The sequence below is a fragment of the Eubacteriaceae bacterium ES3 genome (genome assembly GCA_030586155.1).
Classification (GTDB): Bacteria; Bacillota; Clostridia; order Eubacteriales; family Eubacteriaceae; genus Acetobacterium.
Genome location: CP130741.1, coordinates 2,815,263 through 2,834,568, shown reverse-complemented (window position 1 = coordinate 2,834,568; position 19,306 = coordinate 2,815,263). Strand labels below are relative to the sequence as shown.

Annotated in this window: 18 protein-coding genes; 12 read left to right on the top strand and 6 right to left on the bottom strand. The window is 40.5% G+C overall.

What is annotated here, in order from left to right:
* Positions 1-66 precede the first annotated feature (66 nt).
* Complete coding sequence (locus Q5O24_13145) at positions 67-591, top strand: TIR domain-containing protein (GenBank protein ID WKY47293.1); 525 nt, start codon at positions 67-69, stop codon at positions 589-591.
* A 106-nt stretch (positions 592-697) separates the two neighbouring features.
* Here Q5O24_13145 and Q5O24_13140 read toward each other — a convergent pair whose 3' ends face one another.
* Positions 698-919, bottom strand: a complete 222-nt coding sequence (locus Q5O24_13140; GenBank protein ID WKY47292.1) for a hypothetical protein — start codon at positions 917-919, stop codon at positions 698-700.
* 400 nt (positions 920-1,319) lie between these two features.
* Between Q5O24_13140 and Q5O24_13135 the strand changes: the two genes are divergently transcribed.
* The 6 genes from Q5O24_13135 to Q5O24_13110 all read left to right on the top strand — a co-directional run bounded on the left by Q5O24_13135 (position 1,320) and on the right by Q5O24_13110 (position 8,558).
* The gene (locus Q5O24_13135; GenBank protein ID WKY47291.1) at positions 1,320-2,240 is read left to right on the top strand and encodes a ribokinase; all 921 of its coding nucleotides are present in this window, start codon (positions 1,320-1,322) and stop codon (positions 2,238-2,240) included.
* A 334-nt stretch (positions 2,241-2,574) separates the two neighbouring features.
* A complete protein-coding gene (gene istA / locus Q5O24_13130; GenBank protein ID WKY47290.1) occupies positions 2,575-4,098 on the top strand; it encodes an IS21 family transposase in 1,524 nt (507 codons plus the stop codon).
* Positions 4,091-4,852, top strand: coding sequence for an IS21-like element helper ATPase IstB (istB, locus tag Q5O24_13125; GenBank protein ID WKY47289.1), 762 nt, complete (start codon positions 4,091-4,093; stop codon positions 4,850-4,852). The genes istA and istB overlap by 8 nt, the downstream gene beginning before the upstream one ends.
* Positions 4,853-5,265: 413 nt before the next feature.
* Positions 5,266-6,591 (top strand): GGDEF domain-containing protein, encoded by a 1,326-nt coding sequence (locus Q5O24_13120; protein ID WKY47288.1) that lies wholly within the window; start codon positions 5,266-5,268, stop codon positions 6,589-6,591.
* 156 nt (positions 6,592-6,747) lie between these two features.
* Positions 6,748-7,662 carry an AraC family transcriptional regulator gene (locus Q5O24_13115; protein ID WKY47287.1) on the top strand — a complete coding sequence of 305 codons (915 nt, stop codon included), beginning with the start codon at positions 6,748-6,750 and terminating at the stop codon, positions 7,660-7,662.
* Between the two features lie 86 nt (positions 7,663-7,748).
* Positions 7,749-8,558: an alpha/beta hydrolase gene (locus Q5O24_13110; GenBank protein WKY47286.1), complete on the top strand. Its 810-nt coding sequence runs from the start codon at positions 7,749-7,751 to the stop codon at positions 8,556-8,558.
* 206 nt (positions 8,559-8,764) lie between these two features.
* On the opposite strand, the gene Q5O24_13105 is transcribed toward Q5O24_13110, so the two are convergent.
* On the bottom strand, positions 8,765-9,640 hold the full coding sequence (locus tag Q5O24_13105) for a CPBP family intramembrane metalloprotease (GenBank protein ID WKY47285.1): 876 nt from the start codon (positions 9,638-9,640) through the stop codon (positions 8,765-8,767).
* Positions 9,637-10,755 carry a helix-turn-helix transcriptional regulator gene (locus Q5O24_13100; GenBank protein ID WKY47284.1) on the bottom strand — a complete coding sequence of 373 codons (1,119 nt, stop codon included), beginning with the start codon at positions 10,753-10,755 and terminating at the stop codon, positions 9,637-9,639. The genes Q5O24_13105 and Q5O24_13100 overlap by 4 nt, the downstream gene beginning before the upstream one ends.
* A gap of 360 nt (positions 10,756-11,115) precedes the next feature.
* On the opposite strand from Q5O24_13100, the gene Q5O24_13095 reads away from it, so the two are divergent.
* The 5 genes from Q5O24_13095 (at position 11,116) to Q5O24_13075 (ending at position 16,412) form a co-directional block, all read left to right on the top strand.
* Positions 11,116-13,620: an EAL domain-containing protein gene (locus tag Q5O24_13095; GenBank protein ID WKY47283.1), complete on the top strand. Its 2,505-nt coding sequence runs from the start codon at positions 11,116-11,118 to the stop codon at positions 13,618-13,620.
* A gap of 33 nt (positions 13,621-13,653) precedes the next feature.
* Positions 13,654-14,424, top strand: coding sequence for a hypothetical protein (locus Q5O24_13090; GenBank protein ID WKY47282.1), 771 nt, complete (start codon positions 13,654-13,656; stop codon positions 14,422-14,424).
* 72 nt (positions 14,425-14,496) lie between these two features.
* Positions 14,497-14,916, top strand: coding sequence for a zinc-ribbon domain-containing protein (locus Q5O24_13085; GenBank protein WKY47281.1), 420 nt, complete (start codon positions 14,497-14,499; stop codon positions 14,914-14,916).
* Positions 14,910-15,428, top strand: coding sequence for an FN3 associated domain-containing protein (locus Q5O24_13080; protein WKY47280.1), 519 nt, complete (start codon positions 14,910-14,912; stop codon positions 15,426-15,428). The genes Q5O24_13085 and Q5O24_13080 overlap by 7 nt, the downstream gene beginning before the upstream one ends.
* A 267-nt stretch (positions 15,429-15,695) precedes the next feature.
* Positions 15,696-16,412, top strand: a complete 717-nt coding sequence (locus Q5O24_13075; protein ID WKY47279.1) for an NAD-dependent protein deacylase — start codon at positions 15,696-15,698, stop codon at positions 16,410-16,412.
* 107 nt (positions 16,413-16,519) lie between these two features.
* On the opposite strand, the gene Q5O24_13070 is transcribed toward Q5O24_13075, so the two are convergent.
* Genes Q5O24_13070 through Q5O24_13060 form a run of 3 tightly spaced genes read right to left on the bottom strand, consistent with a single transcriptional unit; the run spans position 16,520 to position 19,237 of the window.
* Positions 16,520-17,314, bottom strand: a complete 795-nt coding sequence (locus Q5O24_13070; GenBank protein ID WKY47278.1) for an ABC transporter ATP-binding protein — start codon at positions 17,312-17,314, stop codon at positions 16,520-16,522.
* Positions 17,314-18,210, bottom strand: coding sequence for an ABC transporter permease (locus Q5O24_13065; protein WKY47277.1), 897 nt, complete (start codon positions 18,208-18,210; stop codon positions 17,314-17,316). Before Q5O24_13065 ends, Q5O24_13070 begins: the two co-directional genes overlap by 1 nt.
* A gap of 22 nt (positions 18,211-18,232) precedes the next feature.
* Positions 18,233-19,237: an ABC transporter substrate-binding protein gene (locus Q5O24_13060; protein ID WKY47276.1), complete on the bottom strand. Its 1,005-nt coding sequence runs from the start codon at positions 19,235-19,237 to the stop codon at positions 18,233-18,235.
* Between the last annotated feature and the right edge of the window lie 69 nt (positions 19,238-19,306).

Sequence of the window (19,306 nt, the reverse complement as noted above, 5' to 3'; positions counted from 1 at the left end):
GTTGCTCTTTCTTTTGCGGGAGAAGATAGAGATTATGTTGAAAAAGTTGCTGATGTATTATAAGAAATGGGAATTGAAGTTTTTTATGATAAATATGTGGAAATTGATTTATGGGGTAAGAACTTATATACTCATCTTGATGAAATTTATCAAAAGAAATCTAAATACTGTGTAATGTTTATATCAAAGAACTACAAAGAAAAGTTGTGGACTAATTATGAAAGAGAGAGTGCTCAAGCAAGAGCATTTGAAAGTAGAGAAGAATATATTTTACCTGCTAGATTAGATGAAACTCAAATTCCTGGGCTAAGAAAAACAACTGGTTACATTAATCTTAACAATATAAGTCCCGAAGAGTTTGCTTATCGAATAGCAAAAAAAGTTAATCCTAATATTGACATTGACGATATGGTCAGTTACTTAAAATCATGGCTAGGTGATTATAAGATTTTTACAAGTGGAACAAAGGTTGTATTTGAATCTGAAATAGAAGAGTACTATGGTGAATTTTCACTAAGATTGTTACTTGAAATGTATTTGATTGGAGAGTTGGAAAGAATGTTTTTATTACCAGCCATAGTACCAAATTAGTTGTAAAATATCTTAGCGGAAGCTAAAAGATATTTTTCTTCCACTAAGAAATTAATAAAAGACGCAGGGACATTTAGACAGTCTCTGCGTCTCTTATTTTAGCAGTTTACTTGCACATTGCATCTTCGCAGTCTTTTATCTGATTCTTGAGTTTTTCAATTTCTGTGTCAAATTCTTCCATCTGTGATGAAATTTTACTGCTGGACACATGGACTCCGGATTGTTTAGTCATAAATCCCCGCTCCATTTCTACATCCTGCAATTCTTCTTTCAGGTTTGTCAGCATATCTTTTAATTCTTTGTCTGATAATTTAGTTAGATCTTTCATTTTTTCCTCCTGTAGAAGTAATAACTTCTGTCATTCAAGCCAGATTATTGCTCTTGAACCAGATTGGCTTGGATGAATAGAAATTTAAGTATTTTAAGTATATCACGAATGATTATAATCTTCAATCACCATTGAGCATTAAGCAACGATATTAGGAAATGATAATATTGGATATTCTGATTGATTGGGCCTGTATGGCTAAAATGAGAATGGAAAAAATGATTCCGCAAATTAAAGTCTGATTTGTTTAAAGTTGAAAAATTCCTGTTAGTAGATAATTATTTCGCCTGTATGGTCGTTGACACACTTGTCCTATCATGATAAGGTTTTCATTAGAAGGCTATAGCAGGTTTGTTTTAAATGAAGATAACAGACCAGTAAAAAATGAAGGAGGCAAGTGATGGCGGCACGTATTTTATTAGTTGGTAGTGTGATGATGGATCTGATTCTTCGGTGCGAACGCGCACCAGAACCAAGTGAAAGTGTATTAGGCCATGATTACCGCAATGCACCTGGGGGAAAAGGCAGTAATGCAGCGGTAGCTGCTGCTCGTACAGGCGCAAAAGTCTCTGCTTATGCGACTGTTGGAAATGATTCCAACGGCGAATATCTACTGGATTGCTGGAAAAAAGAAGGGGTAGATACGACTCATACAATCATTAAAGATGGTGCGAACACAGGGTTTGTTGCAATTACTCTTGAAGACAGCGGGCAAAACCGTCTGATCATTTTTCCCGGCGCTAATATGTTAACACCACCGGATCAATTGGAAGAAGCATTTAAAGATGAATTTGATGCAGTTCTGCTGCAGTTTGAAATTCCCTTGGAAACCAATGCAAAGGCCATCGAAATTGCCAATAGCAAAGGGATCATAACGGTCTTGGATGCTGGTCCGGCACAAGATTATCCGTTAGAAAAACTTCCTCCAGTAACAATTCTTTCACCGAATGAAACAGAAACAAAAGCGCTGGTTGGGATTTTTCCTGCTGATCATGAAACATGTCTTGAAGCATCGAAAAAACTGATGGAACGTAATCACTGTAAGTATGTAGTCCTTAAACTCGGTGAGCGAGGCTCCTATATTTATGGAGAAGGGCTGGATATAATGGTACCATCTTATAAAGTTGATGCCATTGATCCTACCGCAGCCGGGGACGCTTTTACCGGGACTTTAGCAAAGGCTTATGTTGAAATGGGAGATTTGGTTGAAGCAGTCAAATACGCCAGTGCTTCCGGAGCGTTGACTTGTACACAACTAGGTGCACAGCCATCGTTACCAACCGCGGCAGAGATTGAAGATTTTCTGGTCAAGCAAAAGTAGCCTTAAGTTAAAATTAAATGATATAAAAACCGCCTGATTTTCGAGACGAATTTCGGCGGTTTTTTTATATGGTTGAACAAATTATTTAAGCGTTGTAATTAAATATTTGAAAAGTAGAAGTATATGATAACTTCAGCCAACGAATAGCAATTACGCCAGGATGTAATGATAATTGTTTAGTGTAAGCTATAAATACAGAAAGTTGCAAAAGCAAAATCCAGAGTATTGCAAGCTGCAAAATCCAGAATAATGCAAAAATCCATTGCGGGCAAAACTCAAATCAAATATCCTTGTATCTGACCAAAGAACAAGGAGGAAATGGAGAATGCTCACAATGGATCAAATACATGATATCAGATTTCGGTTTTATGAGAAAGGGGAAAATATTTCACAAATCGCTGAAGCACTGCACATGGACTGGCGGACTGTCCGCAAATATATTGATCAGACGGATTTCAACGAACCGGCACCCAGGCCGGCAGTTGAAAAAAAATTCTGTCCCAAGTTAGAACCTTATAAAGCGATCATCGATGAATGGCTGCTCAATGACAAATCTGCTCCCAGAAAACAGCGTCATACCGCCAAACGGGTGTTTGAACGTCTGCAGAAAGAAACACCCGGTTTTGACTGTTCCTATCGGACCGTTGCCAGTTATTATGCAGAAAAACACAAAGAAATTTTTAAACAGAACCCAAAAGCATTTCTGCCACTGGTACATCAACCAGGCGAAGCGCAGGTCGATTTTGGCACTGCTGAATTTTATGAAAATGGCCGCAAGCTGACCGGAAAATACCTGGAGGTCTCTTTTCCGTACAGCAACAAAGGTTATCTTCAGCTGTTCTACGGCGAAAACATGGAATGCCTGCTGGAAGGACTTGATGCCATCTTTCGGCATATCGGGTGTGTTCCGGCTGAACTCTGGTTTGACAACACAAAAGTTATTGTTACGGACATTATCCGTGGCGGTGGGCGTAAACTCACCGAAAAATTCGAGCGTTTCCGGGAACATTACGGTTTCAAGGCAGTCTTCATGAATCCAAACGAAGGCCATGAAAAAGGCAATGTTGAGAACAAGGTCGGCTATCAGCGCCGTAACTTTCTGGTGCCGGTTCCGCACTTTCTGTCACTGCCGGATTATAATCGTGGTTTGTTTAATCAATGCGAGGAGGATGCACAGCGGGATCATTACCGGTACGATGAGACGATTGAATCGCGTTTTCAGGCTGATCTGAAGGCATCGCGCGAATTGCCGTCTGTTCCTTTTAATCTTAATGGGCATAAGACCCTGAAAGCCGACAAATGGGCAAAGGTTTATCTGAATAAAGGCAGGCATGCCTATTCAGTGGCCCCTAAATATGCCCAGTGTTCGGTTCATCTGGTACTGACGTCAGCTGCTGTTATCATTCAGGATGAAAACTTTAGAGAAATCGTCCGCCATCGACGATTATACGGTGACAGCAAACAGGAACAGATGGACTGGCTGCCCTATCTGAAGCAGTTATCTCAGCGACCACGAGCGGTCAAATATTCGGGAATTTATGAAATGATGCCCGAAACCATGCGGTCTTTTTTGGCCTCCTGCTCAGACAGTGAAACCGCTCAGGTCATCAGACTGCTTTCAGAACTGACCAATCGATCCGGTTTTGAGAGCGCTCTGAATACAGTCGATCATGCCATTGCCTGTCAGGTAAAGGATGCTGACAGTCTTGCAAGTCTCTACCGGAGGCTGTATGCCGATGTTCCTGAACTTCCGGCCATGAATCTGCAGCCCGGAATTCCTCAAATGCAGCCGCTGATGCCGAATCTGGATGCTTATGACCGGCTACTTAATCAGAAGGAGGTTAGCCCCCATGCTTGACAATGAAATCTCTGAATGCTGCCGGAAACTGCGTCTCAGCCGGAACCTGGCCGAATTGGCTCAGACTGCCGAAGGTGACAGTCATCAGGAATATCTGTACCGGATTCTCAGCGAGGAACTCCAGTATCGGGAGATCTCCCGGACTGAAAAGCTGGTCAACAGTGCCGGATTCTACAGCCGTCAGACTTTTGAAGGCTACCGCTTTGACGAAATCACGCTGCCTGCGGATCTGACCCCTGAAAGCCTGAAATCACTTGCTTTTATTAATGACCACAAAAATATCATCATGTACGGCGGTACCGGAACCGGTAAAACCATGTTGTCAACCGCCCTTGGTGTGGCAGCCTGCCTTCAGGGTATACCAGTTAAATTTTTTCGAACAGCGGCACTGGTCAATAAGCTTTCTGAAGCAAAAGCAGCCGGAACATTGACTGCTTTTCTTAAAAAACTGAATAAAGCTGAGTTGCTTATTCTCGATGAATATGGCTATGTGCCGCTGGATCGGACGGGCTCCCAGCTGCTGTTTGAGATTATCTCCGACTGTTATCAGAACAGAAGTATTATTCTTAATACCAATCTGGAATTTTCCCGATGGGTCAATGTCCTTTATGATGAACAGATGACGGCTGCCATGCTGGATCGGTTGCTGCATCACTGTCATCTGATTTTATTCCCGGGTCCCAGTAACCGGATGCGAGAATCCAGCATTAATGACTTATATCGATCGATTTCGGAGAATCAGCCGAAAAACTGACAAACATTGCCTGCAATGCGGTAATTTCTGCTGAAATTGCTTTGTATTTCAGTTTGCAAAACTATGGATTTTCCAGAATGCAACATTCTGTATTTTTCACTTGCAACTTTCTGCAAAAAGAACTTGCAAAAAACAATAATCTTTTCGGTGTCGACAATGATTTCATTTGGGGTTTGTAACCATCTTATCCTGCTAAGGGTGTTAAAAAAGATATTAGATGTTATTTAGATATATACAAAATTTAAAAAATATGCTAGGATAGTGTAACAGTAATGAATACTACTTTAGAATGTAATAAAACAAGCCTTTCTATTCACTAGAATTGATTAGGGGAATTTTTGAAATACATAGTTTTAGGGTTCGTAATGCATTTTGAGAAAGTGAAAAAACATTAAAAAACAGGAGAAGTTGATTTGAAGTTATCAAAGAGTATTTTTCGAGATTTATCAATTTATATGATAGGTTTCGGTGTATTAATTGGGATTGTTTTCCCTTTATTTACCATTTTATTTGGTATAGATCCACAAATTGCATTTTCACCGATTTTTGTTTTTGCTTGTATAATAGCAGGAGCATTAGTAGGGTTTGTAAACATTTTTTTGACGAAAATTATTGTCAAAAAACAAATGACTGTAATGGCAGAAAAGATGGAAATGATAAAAAACAAGTTTACAAAGGCAGCTCAGGGATTTGAAGTTGAGCAGTGTGACATTACTTCTTGTCATTTGGATACTAGTTCGATGGACGTTTTTGGAAACAATGCTCAAAATTTTAATTCATTGGTAGATACATTGTCAATTACCATGAGTGCGCAACAGCTCAATAGTTTATTGGAAAAAAATGCCATCTCTAATCAAGCATTGATTCAAATTATGAAAAGTACAACTGCAGAAGCGGGTGCTATTTTTCTTGAATTAGATGGAGCCTTAAGCGTTTCAGCAAGTTTCGGGCTAACTGATCCAGAATCTTTGAGTAAAAATAAAATTCTATTATCAGTTGCGGCTGATTATCGATCAGTTTATTTGGAATATCCAGAGGACATGAAAATGGATGGAATAATTACAAAATTTCAGCCAGCTTCTGCATGTATCGAGCCATTAGCCTTTAATGGCAGTAGTCTTGGTGTATGTCTGGTTGTTTCATCTCAAAAATTTGATGAATTTGAACTCGATAAAGTGCGTCTTAATTTGAGAGCTCTGTCTTTAGCACTACATAACGCAATTATTCATGAACAGGTCCAAAAGCTAGCAGCGATCGACCCATTAACCGGTGTACTTAATCGTCGTTTTGGGATGGATAGGCTTCGTGAAGAGTATGCAAGAAGTGCCCGGACGAATATTCCAATGGGAATTATGATGCTGGATCTGGATCATTTTAAAAGAATCAATGATCAGTACGGACATCTGGCAGGGGATCGTGTGTTAGTTACCTTCACTAAACAGCTAAAGGAATTACTTCGTGAAGGGGATAATTTAATGCGCTATGGCGGTGAGGAATTCATTATTGTTTTACCTGGAGCCTCACAAAAAGATACAGAGCTGATTGCTGAAAAAATTAGACGGGTAGTCAATGAATTGAAAGTAAGTTATGGCGAATTTCAAATTATGGTTACTTGCAGTATTGGTTATACATCTATCCCAGAATGTCAGGTCAACAGTTTTGAAAGGCTGATAAAAAAAATTGATGAGGCTTTGTACTTTGCAAAAGAAAGTGGTCGTAACACGACTAAAGCTGCGTAATAAAAAATAGTTGACTTAAAATAACAGTTGATATTTTGATGTTTTGTTTAGAGTGGATAATAGGGCCCTTAACTTGATAAGAAAAGACTGGAAGCGCAAGGATTGTCAAGAAGACTTAGCGTAAATAGTTTATAATCTGTTCAGGAGGTGAGAAAAGTGGATGAGGAAGAGATTTTTCGAGCTGTACAGAGAATGCAGGATTATATTGAAGGGCATCTGAATCAAAGAATTACTTTAAAGGACTTAGCTAATGAAGCAGGATATTCACCATGGTATGCAGCCAGGCGATTTAAGGAAATAACTGGGAAAGCACCTTTTGACTATATCCGAGCGCGAAGGCTTACAGTAGCGGCTCTTAGATTGAGAGATCAGGAAGTCAAGATTATTGATGTTGCATTGGATTTTGTGTTTGACTCGCATGAGGGATTCACCCGGGCTTTTTCAAGAGAATTTGGGATGTCTCCCAGTTTATATGGAAAAAAGACGCCGCCGATTGCTCTGTTTATGCCTCAGAAAGTTTTCGATACCTATCAGTTTATGAACAAAGGAGGTAATCAAATGAATGAAGCTCAAAAAACGAAAACGGTTTTTGTTCAGATGATTGAAAGACCGGCACGGAAGTTGCTCATAAAACGGGGAATCAAAGCTGAAGATTATTTTGACTATTGTGAGGAAGTCGGATGTGAAATCTGGTCGGTGCTGTGCAGTGTTAAGGAAGCACTCTATGAACCCATCGGAATGTGGTTGCCAAAACACCTTATACCGGATGGGACTTCCCGATATGTCCAGGGGGTTGAGTTACCGCTGGATTATTCCAATCAGATTCCTGATGGTTACGAATTGATTCAGCTTCCCCCATGTACAATGATGGTTTTTCAGGGTGAACCCTATGATGATAATCATTTTGAGGAAGCGATCAAAGAGATGTGGGCGCATGTGAAATCATATGATCCAACACTATATGGTTATGAGTGGGACCAGGAGTCTGCGCCGAGGTTCCAGCTGGTACCGATGGGCTATCGCGGATATATTGAAGCATGGCCGGTAAAAGCGGTAAATAAGAACAACTAAATAATTCAATTGAGAACAAGTGAATGTGTTATACTGTGAAAATGGGTGACATAATCACTTGTTTTAATTTTTAGGGGGAGAATGTTATGAATCAAGAACATAAAGAGATTCAAACCGACAACGGTACTGTCCATTACTGGATCAGCAAAAGCGCTGTTAAAGAGGCGCCCTGCCTTCTTTTTACCCATGGTCTGACAGCTGATCATACCATGTTTGAAAAACAGGTTGAGTATTTTGAAAAAAGCTGTACAGTAATAACCTGGGATGTGCCGCTGCATGGATTATCAAGGCCCTACAGCAATTTCTCTTATGAAAACACAGCAGTAGCACTAAAAACAATTCTTAATCGCGAAGGTATTGAGCAAGCTATTCTAGTGGGGATGTCAATGGGTGGCTATCCCTGTCAGGAATTTGCCAGCCGCTATCCCCAAAGTGTAGAAAAATTGGTGATGCTTGATACCACCCCGTTTGGTCTTGAATATTATTCTAAATCAGATTTATGGTGGCTAAAACGGGTTGCACCCCTGGCAAAACTATACCCGGATCGAGTTCTAAGAGAAAATATGGCCAAATCCGTTTCTAATACTGAATATTCCTATCATAAAATGCTTGCAATGCTTAAACCATTCACCAAAGATGAAATCATCGAACAGATGGATATAGCCTATGGTAATTTTGCCCGTGAAAATAAAGATATGAGTTTTCAATGTCCGGTTCTTCTACTTCTGGGAGATTCAGATAAAACCGGAAAAGTCCGGCAATATAACCAAGACTGGGCCAGGAGAACAGGATATCCTCTACACATTATAAAAAATGCCGCTCATTTTTCCAATGGCGATAATCCCAGTCAGGTAAATCTGGAGATTGAAAAATTTATAGAAGAATCATGTACATAAGCAAGTATGTCTGAATAGCATCAATGCTCTTTGATAGTTGTATAAAGGCAATCGATAGCTTGGGCAAGGCGCTTTTTTTATACATAGTTTTTCAAATATTAAATGCCAATCCATATGATTGTAAATAAATATGGATTGGCATTATTCTCGTGATGATTAAACCAAAGAAAAGGGAACGATGGTAATCACTTTTGATTACTAAAATTTTAAAAAGTCAGGTCAGTCTGTTCTTTACCCAGTTTGATAAAGCTGATAATCCCAAGTAGGATCACACCAGCCCCACCAACAATACCCACTGGCAATGGCCCAATAAAGGGGCTGACATCACCGATGGTAAAAAAAACTGAGATTGAAGCGAAACTGTTAACTGAGCCATGGGCGATAGAAGCTGGTAGCCAGCTCTTTGTTTTGATGGTAACAAATGAAAAGAAAGCGGCTAAAACAATGCACCAGAGAATCATGGCAAAGATGCCGAGCCATGGAAAAAAGGGATAATCAAGTCCGTAATTATGGCCCATGGCAATAACGGGTGCGTGCCATAGTCCCCAGATGGCACCGGAAATGATGACCGATAGCCGAGGGCTGAACTTATCCATTAGCTTGGGCAATAAATAGCCTCGCCAACCGATTTCTTCGCCGGAAGTGGTTATGATATTAAGGGCTGGTCCGAGCAGTAACCCCATCGCCAGCTGGGAAATAAAGAGTGCTGTCATTGAGCCTTCCGGTAAAGCGACTCCCTGGGCTTCATACTGACTGACCATCTGACTCATGGTCGGGTCAAAATGCTCAGGAAAAATCAGGAAGTAGAGGATGGCACCTAAACCGATGAGAATTGAGGGCAGAAACCAGGCTGACAGATACCAGCGGACATTTCCTTTAAGATGAGGTCTTATACCAAAATTTTTAAAGCCTTCTTTGGTAATAAGTCGGGTTAGGATGGTCGAAATAGCAGGAATTAACATGACGGCTGAGAGCATCAGCAGTCCAAAGGTGGAAGATAGCCCTCCATTAGCCATCATAAAGAATTCCAGAGACCAGGTCAGGGCAAAGCAGATGCCCAGGAAAATATAAATACGTTTCATTTCTTTTCTCCTTTCAGATTTTTAAACTGTAAAACAATTTTTTTAAATTCTTTTTCGTTTTTAAGTGGTTCAAAAGCCGGGTTATGCAAGAGGGATTCAACCATACTGTCGATGATTACAGCATCACTTCTTGGTGCGCTGGTAGAAATTTTCAACTCTTCAAACCAGCCGTCAATCTGATCGAAATAGTCATCACCATGGATTGAAAAGGGGAAAAAGTTGGACTGACATACACTGGCGTAAGCCGCTAGCATCTTGAGCGAAAGCTCCTTTTTTTGATGCACAGCGTAATGATGGGCAGCGGTGTAATAAACCTGGGCCATGGTATTGGGATGGAGAGATTCCAGATTATAAATCTTAGAAAGGTCCAGGGTACGACTAAGGATTTCTTCAAATTTTTCCGGCTCATCTGTATGCATCATCAAATAGGAGGGCGCGGTACCAACCAGAATAATCAGGTGCTGATACATACTGATCTGGAGGATTTCTTTAGCTTTGGGAATATTGCCAAGCAGTTCATAGGCCTTTGAAATCATCTCAGTATCCAGCGGAAGCAAAGAAACGGTTTCGCCGAGCAGATCAAGTACGGCATGGGGCTCGGACAGCATCAGATAGGCAGTGGCTTCCAGATTAATTGCTTCCTTCATGTGCTGCAGGTCATCAGATTCAGTTTTTACCCGTTGACACAAGTTTACAGCTTCATTCAAAATTGCTTTTCTTTTCTCGGCATCTTCAATCAGCATATGATGATTAATGAGCAAAAGGGCCATTTCATTTAATAAGGGAAAGCAGGAGTAATACTCTTTGATCAGCTTTTGACAGCTTGCATAAACAACTTCAAAAGGTTTGACAGCAAAGTCTTCAGCCAGTTGACGATAGGCTTTTTTAATATCCTGGCTAGTCATTTGCGGCGCATAACCTAGCAATTCGTCAATGCTGATATTAAAAAAAGCGCTGAGTTCTGGCAGCAGCAGGATATCAGGATAACTCTGCTGGGTTTCCCATTTTGAAACGGAAGCTTTTGAAACACCAAGAAAATGTGCCAGTTCTTCCTGGGTAATACCTCTTTTACGACGTTTATCTAAAATATTTTTACCGATGTTTAATGCGTTCATTTCATCACCTCGCTTTGATTATAAGACCTTTATGGATATTTAACAATGGAGTAGCAATCGATTTTAATGGAATTTGTTAACTAATGGTTGATTTTCATGGGGCTTTCATGCTCGCAAGGATATTTATACAGAGAATTCTAAAAAGAGGAGTAACAAATAAATTTTCTAAAACTTGTAGATTCAAATAAAAACATAATTCTCTTTTGTAAACTAATAATATTTGTTAAAATGGGTATAACTAAAAAATACATAATTATGGATAATTAAAGACCTGTTTTTAGATTTCCCCAGAAACCGCCGAAGAAGATATTAAATAATAGCTTATCTGAAACCAGCTGATAGGCTCCGAGGAGAACAAGGATGAAAATACTGGCAGTTGATGATTCTGCAACAGATCGCTATTTGATACAAAATATTTTAAGTGATTATCAGCTTGTTATGGCTGCTGATGGCCTGGATGGACTGCAAAAATTATTTGAAGATGACGAAATCAGATTAATTATTTTGGATCTGAATATGCCGGTAATGGACGGATTTCAGATGCTTAAATCAATGAAATCAAATCCGCGATATAAAGATATGCGGGTTATTATTCTGTCCAGTTTTGATGAGATCGAAAATGAACTGGCTGGTTTAAAACTAGGGGCAGTAGACTATATTCGTAAGCCCATCCATCCTGAAACCCTCCGCGTCAGGATAGACATCCACGTTCAGCTACTTGAAATCCAAAAAACTCTGGAAGAGCGTGTTTATAATCAGGGATTGACTTTTGATATCATGTTTGAACAGTCACCAATTGGGGTGGCGATTTCAGACAGCAATCAGATGGAAAAGGAAATTGCACTGCCGGTTTTTGATATTATGAATCCGATGTTTGAGCAGATTATCGGCAGAGTTGTTAAGGAAGCCAGACAAGTGGACTGGAAGAAAATTACCCATCCAGATGATCGGCAAGAAGAACAGGAGAATTTCCGCCTCCTATCTGCCGGTCAAACCGAACGCTATTCTATGGAAAAACGTTACTTTAGACCAGACGGCTCGATTGTCTGGGTTTTTATGGTGGTAGCGTCTTTGAATGTACTGGGAGAAAGCGGGAGACGGTATGTTTGCCTGGCACAGGATATTACTAAAAGAAAAGAGGCAGAAAATGCCTTGGCCGAGAGTGAACGAAGTAAATCAGTGCTGTTGTCACATCTGCCAGGATTGGCATATCGTTGCGATTTTGTTCCCGATTGGACCATGCGTTTTGTATCGCAAGGTTGCCTGAAGCTGACTGGTTATCCGGTTGAAAGTCTTTTAAATAATCGGGATGTTACCTATAATGAGATTATTGCTCCAGAGTACCGGGAACCTGTCTGGAATGAATGTGTTCGCTGTGCACAGGAGCATATTTCATTTAAATTTGAGTACGAAATTTTAACCGCATCCGGGAAGAGGAAATGGGTCCTTGAGGTCGGGGAAGCAATTTTTAATGATCAGGATGAAGCTTATGCTTTTGAAGGTATTGTGATTGATATCTCTGAGCGTAAAGTTGTTGAAAACAAACTGAAATACAACTATGAGCATGATATCAATACCGGTCTTTATAACAGGGCAGCTCTCGAAGCTTTGCTGGAGAATGATTGGCATGAGTCACATCAGGAAAAGCGGGCAGTGATCAGCATTAACCTAAATACTGTACAGTCTCTGTCAGTGGTTTATGGTCATCACTATACACTGGATTTAATTAAGCAGGTGGCGGAGATACTTAAACCTTTTTCTTCCGATAACTATTTACTCTTTAGTACCTATGTTGATCGTTTTGCTTTTTATGTCAGGGGGTACAGGGACAAGCAGGAGCTTCTGCGCTTTTGTGAAAAAATTGCCGAAGATCTAAAAGCCTTTTTGATTTCAGAAAGACTTGGCGGTGGAATTGGGATTATTGAAATAAATGATGATAAGCGCTGGAATACAGAACGGCTTCTAAAAAATCTTTTAATTACCTCAGAAAATGCAGTACGGCTTCAGGAATTTGCGATCCGATTTTATGATGACCAGGTGGAAAAGCAGATTGAACGTGAAAAGGAGATTGAAAGAACCCTAAACCGGATTATCAATAAAGATTTGCATGCGGAATTCAGTCTTGATTTTCAGCCGATACTTGATCTCGAAACAGGACAGGTTTGCGGTTTTGAGTCCTTAGCCAGGATGAACAGCCTAAATTTGGGAAGGGTAGCCCCTCTCGACTTTATTCCGATTTCCGAGAAAACCAAGCTTATTGTGCCCCTTGGTTATAAGATTTTTGAGATGGCTTTTCGTTTTTTAAAAATTATCGAAGCGCAGGGGTATACGGAGCTTCGAATTGGAGTTAATGTTTCAATTATTCAGTTTAGAGAGAAGGGTTTTATAAAAGGCCTGTTTAAGCTGGTAGAAGAAATGGAAATAAATCCCCAAATGATTACTATAGAGATTACTGAATCTTTTTTTGAATCCGACTTTAACGCGATGAATAAGATCCTAATGGCATTAATGGAAGCTGGTTTTAAAATTTCAATTGATGATTTTGGAACCGGATACTCAACACTTTCAAGAGAACAGGATCTAAATGTAAATTATCTAAAAATCGATAAGTCTTTTGTTGATAAACTGATGACTTCCCCCCCTGAAAAAGTAATAATCGCTGAAATTATTTCAATGGCCCATAAACAGAGACATCATGTAGTAGCCGAAGGGGTTGAATATGAGACTCAGCGTGAGCTTTTAAAAAAATTTGGCTGTGATATGATCCAGGGCTATCTTGTCAGTAAGCCTTTGTCTGAAATGGATGCGCTTGCATTTCTGAAAAAGATTGAGTTTGATAAGAACTCCAGTCAGAAAAGCTGCTGACCTGATGCGCTTTAAAATAAAAAGGAGGATAAAATGCCGGTAAATAATGCGGCCAGATGGTTGCTGTTTGCAGTGATAATGACAGTAGCAGGTGGATTAATGATTGTATCTGGAATTATGCTGGATGATTATGATTTCTATTGGATGATTTTAGTGGGGTTGTTGGTTTTTCTGACATTCTTTATTTTGATATTTGTATTTTATGGACAGTACAAACTGCTTAATAAGATGTTTGCTGGCGAAGAGGTGCTTGCTCACTGGATATTCGATGGCGATGAACATCAGAAGAAAATTAAGGAAGAATATCAGGACCGTAAAGCCAACAATAAAAGTCTCTTTGGGATTATGACCTTCTTTTTTGTTGTGATTACTGCCTTATTCCTGATTTTTGGCTTTGATGACGGGGAAGATGCGCTATTCTTTTTTCTCATTATGTTAGGTGTCTTTGCTATTGTTGCACTTGCAGCTTTTTTGGCCCCGACTGCAGGATACAGAAAAATGAAGAAGTCTCTTGCTGAAGTATACATCAGCTCAAAAAGTGCCTGGGTTATGGGGCAATACATCCAATGGGTAGCGCCTATGACGGAAATCAGTGAAGTTATTCTTGCGGATTCAGAAGATGAGAGTCCTCTGATCATTGTAGAGTTTGTCGTTTTTCAGCGAACCGGACCTCAGCCACAGACTTGTAGGATTCCAGTTCCGAAAAACAGGGAGGAAGAGGCCAAGCAGGTTGCAAAAGAAATTGCAGCGCTTAATTCGGTGACATTTTCAGTTAGACGGAAAAATCAGGGTAGGCGGATTTAGCTTTATTAATCGTCAATATTTCTGATATAAATACTAAAAAAAGGGTAAAAATTAGTGTGCCGGAAGTTCAGTATGAATAATGGCTGGAAACTGATAGACAAAGAGAGTGAGGGAATGAAAATGGGGAGAATTTGTCCAAATTGTCAAAATGAAGTTGAGTCAGATGCACACTTTTGTACACAGTGTGGATATAAATTTAATGAAGAAAATGGAAATGCAGAAAATAGTCAACCAGTGCATCAGGAAAATGTTCCGGTTACAAATGAGAAACCATCGGGGAATTCCAATAAAGCACTGATTATTGTTGTTTCAATAGTTGGTGCGCTAATTTTGATTGGGGTAGGGATTCTGGTGGCATTACGGTTGACCGAAGGTTTTATGACTAATCCTGAGACTAAGGATGAGCAAGAGAGTGAAACCTCTGCAGTAGTACTTCAATTACCGACATATTCACTGCCGGGGGGACCTATACCGGAGAACAGACAGTGGTGATCAATAAACCTGAGGGACAAAACATTTCTCTTTATTATTCCATTGACGGGTCAACCCCGAGTGAACAATCGATTAAATATGAGTCACCCGTGATCATTTCATCCAATACAACGCTACGCAGTATTGCCATTGATGAAAGCGGCAATAAAAGTGAGGTTAAAACGGCAGAATATGTGATTGCGGCAGTGCAGACACCAGTTGTTGAAACGCCGGTAGTTGATACGACCGCATCGGAGCGGGCGATCTTCGAAGATAATATCAGAGGGACCTGGGTAGTCGATGATGGAAGTGGGTATCTGATCTATTATGATTTTTATGATGGTTATTTCTATGCTGGTGATGGGGGTGCTTATGGATATGAAGGGTCTTATACATTTAGTATAGAATCTGGAACTAACGGAACTATTGGGACTGTTTATGGCGGTGGTCAGACCATGTATATTGACTGTAATCCGATGGGAGACAATGCGATTTATATTAATGGCTATTACGCATCATATGTTACGTATTAAGTAAAAAACTATTTACCAGACTTGCTGCAGGCCCCATGATAAATGAATCATGGGGCCTATTTTTAAGAAATAGTGCAACTATTTTGGATTAAAGCAATAATCTGCAGTTTTCTATAAAAATTGTTGCAGTTTGTGTGCGAAATTTGGACGAAAAATGGCAACAAGGATAAAACACAATGCAACAGGTCCAATTAGTCTCTTTTCTTTTAAGGACCAATACGCGATAATAAATATACAATCCCGTATGTCATCTGGAAAGGAGACAAAATGTCAGTAAAGCAATTGCAAAAGATCATCAGTGACTCTGATAATATCGTTTTCTTTGGAGGTGCTGGTGTGTCCACGGAAAGTGGCATTCCTGATTTTCGAAGTGAAGACGGATTATATAATAAAGAATATGATTATCCTCCGGAAACGATTTTATCCCATACTTTTTTTATGGGTCATCCGCAGGAGTTTTTTAAGTTTTATCGGCAGAAAATGTTATTTCCTAAAGCAAAGCCAAATGCGGCCCATCTAAAGTTGGCGGAGCTGGAAAAAGCAGGAAAACTCAAAGCTGTGATTACCCAAAATATTGACGGACTACATCAGAAAGCGGGCAGTCAAAAAGTATTGGAACTTCATGGATCGGTTTATCGCAACTACTGTATGAAGTGCCATAGCTTCTATGAAATGGAAGCGGTTTTAAACGGCGAGGGTATTCCAACCTGTTTCTGCAAAGGAATGATCAAGCCTGATGTGGTGCTTTACGAAGAAGGTCTGGATACTGAGGTCATTAATGCCAGTGTTAAGGCTATTTCTCAGGCAGATACTCTGATAATTGGGGGAACTTCATTGGCCGTTTATCCGGCTGCTGGTTTTGTTCATTATTTCCAGGGGAATAATCTTATTCTGATTAATAAAAATAGAACAGAGATGGATTTACAGGCAGATCTGGTTATTCACGAGGCGATAGGAAAGGTGTTTAAAGAGATCGAGCTTTAATAGATTTGAAAGTTAAGCCAAGAAGAGCGGGAAAATAAAAAAGACCCATAAGTCAGATTCATCGATCTGACTTATGGGTTTTTCGTTTGAATTGATAGTTTCTCAGGCTAGGCTAAAAGTGCACGGTCGTTGGCGAACTCTTCACCACTGACCTGTCCGAACTGTTTCAGTAGGTCCTCAACCGTCAGCTTTTCTTTTTCTGGACCTTTAATATCCAGGATAATTCGGCCCTCATGCATCATAATCAAGCGGTTTCCAAATTCAATGGCGTGTCGCATATTGTGGGTAACCATCATGGTTGTCAGTTTACCTTCTTTGACAAACCGGTCACTTAACTTTAGCACCTTGTCGGCAGTTTTAGGATCAAGTGCCGCTGTATGTTCATCGAGGAGCAGGAGACGGGGTTTTTTAAGTGTGGCCATTAGGAGTGTAAGGGCCTGTCTCTGACCGCCGGAAAGCAGACCGACCTTGGCATGAAGCCGGTTTTCAAGACCCAAGTCCAGGTGACTCAGTAATTCTTTGTAGATTTCTCGTTCCTGATTACTGATCCCCCAGCGCAGACCACGAGATTTTCCCCGGCGGTAGGCCAGTGCCAGATTCTCTTCAATACCCATATTGCCGGCAGTTCCCAGCATCGGATCCTGAAAGACGCGACCAATATAAGAGGCTCTTTTATGTTCAGAAAGCTTTGTGACATCAATAGAATCGATAGTAATAGAACCCGAATCCACAGGATGAACACCTGCTACGCAATTGAGCAGGGTTGACTTGCCGGCGCCGTTTCCGCCGATTAAGGTCACAAAGTCTCCTTCATTTAAAGTCAGGGACAATCCGCTTAAGGCTATTTTTTCATTGACAGTTCCAGCGTTGAATTTTTTTGTAATTTCTTGAATTGTCAGCATTAGAGATCGCCTCCTTTAACAGATTTTTTTATAGGTTGCAGGTATTTCTTAAAGACTGGTAAGGATAAAGCGATAACTACGGTGATCGCGGTAAACAGCTTTAAATCGTTGGCTGGCATACCCAGTTTTAAAACCAGGGCAATAATGATTCGGTAAGTAATGGCTCCCAGTACCAATGAGACCAGGCAATTGAGAAAATTACGGGTGCCGAAGATGACCTCCCCAATGATAACAGATGCCAGACCAATAACGATGGAACCAATCCCCATCTGGACATCGGCAAAGCTCTGGCTTTGGGCAATTAAAGACCCTGACAGAGCAACCAGACCATTACTTAAAACAAGCCCCAGGATAATCATGTTATTGGTATTAATCCCTTGAGCCCGGGCCATTTGCGGATTATCTCCAGTAGCCCTGATCGCACAGCCCATTTCCGTTCCGAAAAACCAGTAGAGAATAGCAATAATAACAACTACACTTAAGAAACCGAATAACATCACAGCATTTGTGGAACTCAGTCCCATTTTTTCAAAGACGGTAAAGACAGTATCCATGCGTAAGAGGGAAAGGTTGGCCCTTCCCATAATACGCAGGTTAACAGAATACAAAGCAATCATGGTCAGAATACCGGATAAAAGTGCCGGTATTTTAAGTTTGGTGTGAAGAAGGCCTGTTACAAGTCCGGCCAGCAATCCTCCAATAAAAGCGTAAAACGTCGCCAGAATTGGATTCGTTCCGTTGACGATAGAGAATGCGGCAATGGCAGCGCCCATGGCGATACTTCCTTCAACAGTTAAATCAGCTATGTCCAGGATTCGATATGTAATGTAAACGCCGATTGTCATGACTGCCCAAAGAAGTCCCAGAGAAATCGCGCCTAAAAGTATTTGTAACATTAAATTTCCTCGATTCTAAAAATTACTCGGTTGCGGCAACATCAGATGGTGTAATCACATATTGCTGCATATCTTCTGGGATAGTGATGCCAATTTCATCGGCGACTTCACCGTTAATTACAAAATCGAAATTTTCAGAAGATTCAATTGGCATGGTTGCTGTTTCTGCTTCGCCACTGAGGATTTTAGCACCCATGATACCGGTCTGATAACCAAGATCATAATAATTGATTCCCAAAGTAGCCAAAGCACCACTTTCAACCATTCCTGATTCACCAACAATCACTGGTGTTTTAGATTCGGCTGTAATACTTCGCACCTGAGGCATAGCCGAGGCAAAGACGTTATCAGTTGGGATGTAGATCGCATCACACTGACTAACGATTGACTGAGTTGCCTGCTGGACATCATTTGAGTTGGTTACAGTTACCTCCACATAGTTTAAGCCAAGCGCTTCAATGGCTTGTTTAGCAATCTCAGCCTGAACAACTGAGTTGTCTTCGCTTGATGTATAAAGCACACCAACAGTTTTAGCGTCAGGCACCAGTTTAACCAGCAGATCAATTTGTTCAGCTATTGGATTCATATCGGTGGTACCGGAAACATTTCCGCCAGGAGCTTCATTAGAGTCGACCAGACGGGCACTTTCGTAATCGGTGATAGCGGTTCCCAGAATTGGAATCTCTGTTGTTTTACCGGCAATTGACTGAGCAGCAGGAGTAGCAATCGCCAGAATCAGATTGACATTATTACTGATAAAACGGTCACTGATTGTTGCTAGATTACTCTGATCAGCCTGAGCGTTTTGCAGATCAATAGTGATGTTGTCACCGTCAACGTAACCGTTATCAGCCAGTCCGTCAATAAAGCCGTCACGAGCAGCATCCAGGGCTACATGATCCACATACTGGATAATGCCTACAGTAATGTCACTTGTCGAAGCGTCATCAGCGCTTTCACTTGAACAACCTGCACCAAAAATGGCCAGGGCAGACAGTAGAAATACTGCCAACAATTTCTTTTTCATTTCTTTTCCTCCATTGGATATATTCAATTTAAAACCTGAAATTTCAGAAAACAGACCGATATTATCGTA

Bases quoted from the DNA above. Each gene is read 5' to 3' on its own strand.
- Q5O24_13145 (WKY47293.1), top strand. From the start codon at position 67: ATGGGAATTGAAGTTTTTTATGATAAATATGTGGAAATTGATTTATGG.
- Q5O24_13140 (WKY47292.1), bottom strand. From the start codon at position 919: ATGAAAGATCTAACTAAATTATCAGACAAAGAATTAAAAGATATGCTG.
- Q5O24_13135 (WKY47291.1), top strand. From the start codon at position 1,320: ATGGCGGCACGTATTTTATTAGTTGGTAGTGTGATGATGGATCTGATT.
- istA (WKY47290.1), top strand. From the start codon at position 2,575: ATGGATCAAATACATGATATCAGATTTCGGTTTTATGAGAAAGGGGAA.
- istB (WKY47289.1), top strand. From the start codon at position 4,091: ATGCTTGACAATGAAATCTCTGAATGCTGCCGGAAACTGCGTCTCAGC.
- Q5O24_13110 (WKY47286.1), top strand. From the start codon at position 7,749: ATGAATCAAGAACATAAAGAGATTCAAACCGACAACGGTACTGTCCAT.
- Q5O24_13105 (WKY47285.1), bottom strand. From the start codon at position 9,640: ATGAAACGTATTTATATTTTCCTGGGCATCTGCTTTGCCCTGACCTGG.
- Q5O24_13100 (WKY47284.1), bottom strand. From the start codon at position 10,755: ATGAACGCATTAAACATCGGTAAAAATATTTTAGATAAACGTCGTAAA.
- Q5O24_13095 (WKY47283.1), top strand. From the start codon at position 11,116: ATGAAAATACTGGCAGTTGATGATTCTGCAACAGATCGCTATTTGATA.
- Q5O24_13090 (WKY47282.1), top strand. From the start codon at position 13,654: ATGCCGGTAAATAATGCGGCCAGATGGTTGCTGTTTGCAGTGATAATG.
- Q5O24_13085 (WKY47281.1), top strand. From the start codon at position 14,497: ATGAATAATGGCTGGAAACTGATAGACAAAGAGAGTGAGGGAATGAAA.
- Q5O24_13075 (WKY47279.1), top strand. From the start codon at position 15,696: ATGTCAGTAAAGCAATTGCAAAAGATCATCAGTGACTCTGATAATATC.
- Q5O24_13070 (WKY47278.1), bottom strand. From the start codon at position 17,314: ATGCTGACAATTCAAGAAATTACAAAAAAATTCAACGCTGGAACTGTC.
- Q5O24_13065 (WKY47277.1), bottom strand. From the start codon at position 18,210: ATGTTACAAATACTTTTAGGCGCGATTTCTCTGGGACTTCTTTGGGCA.
- Q5O24_13060 (WKY47276.1), bottom strand. From the start codon at position 19,237: ATGAAAAAGAAATTGTTGGCAGTATTTCTACTGTCTGCCCTGGCCATT.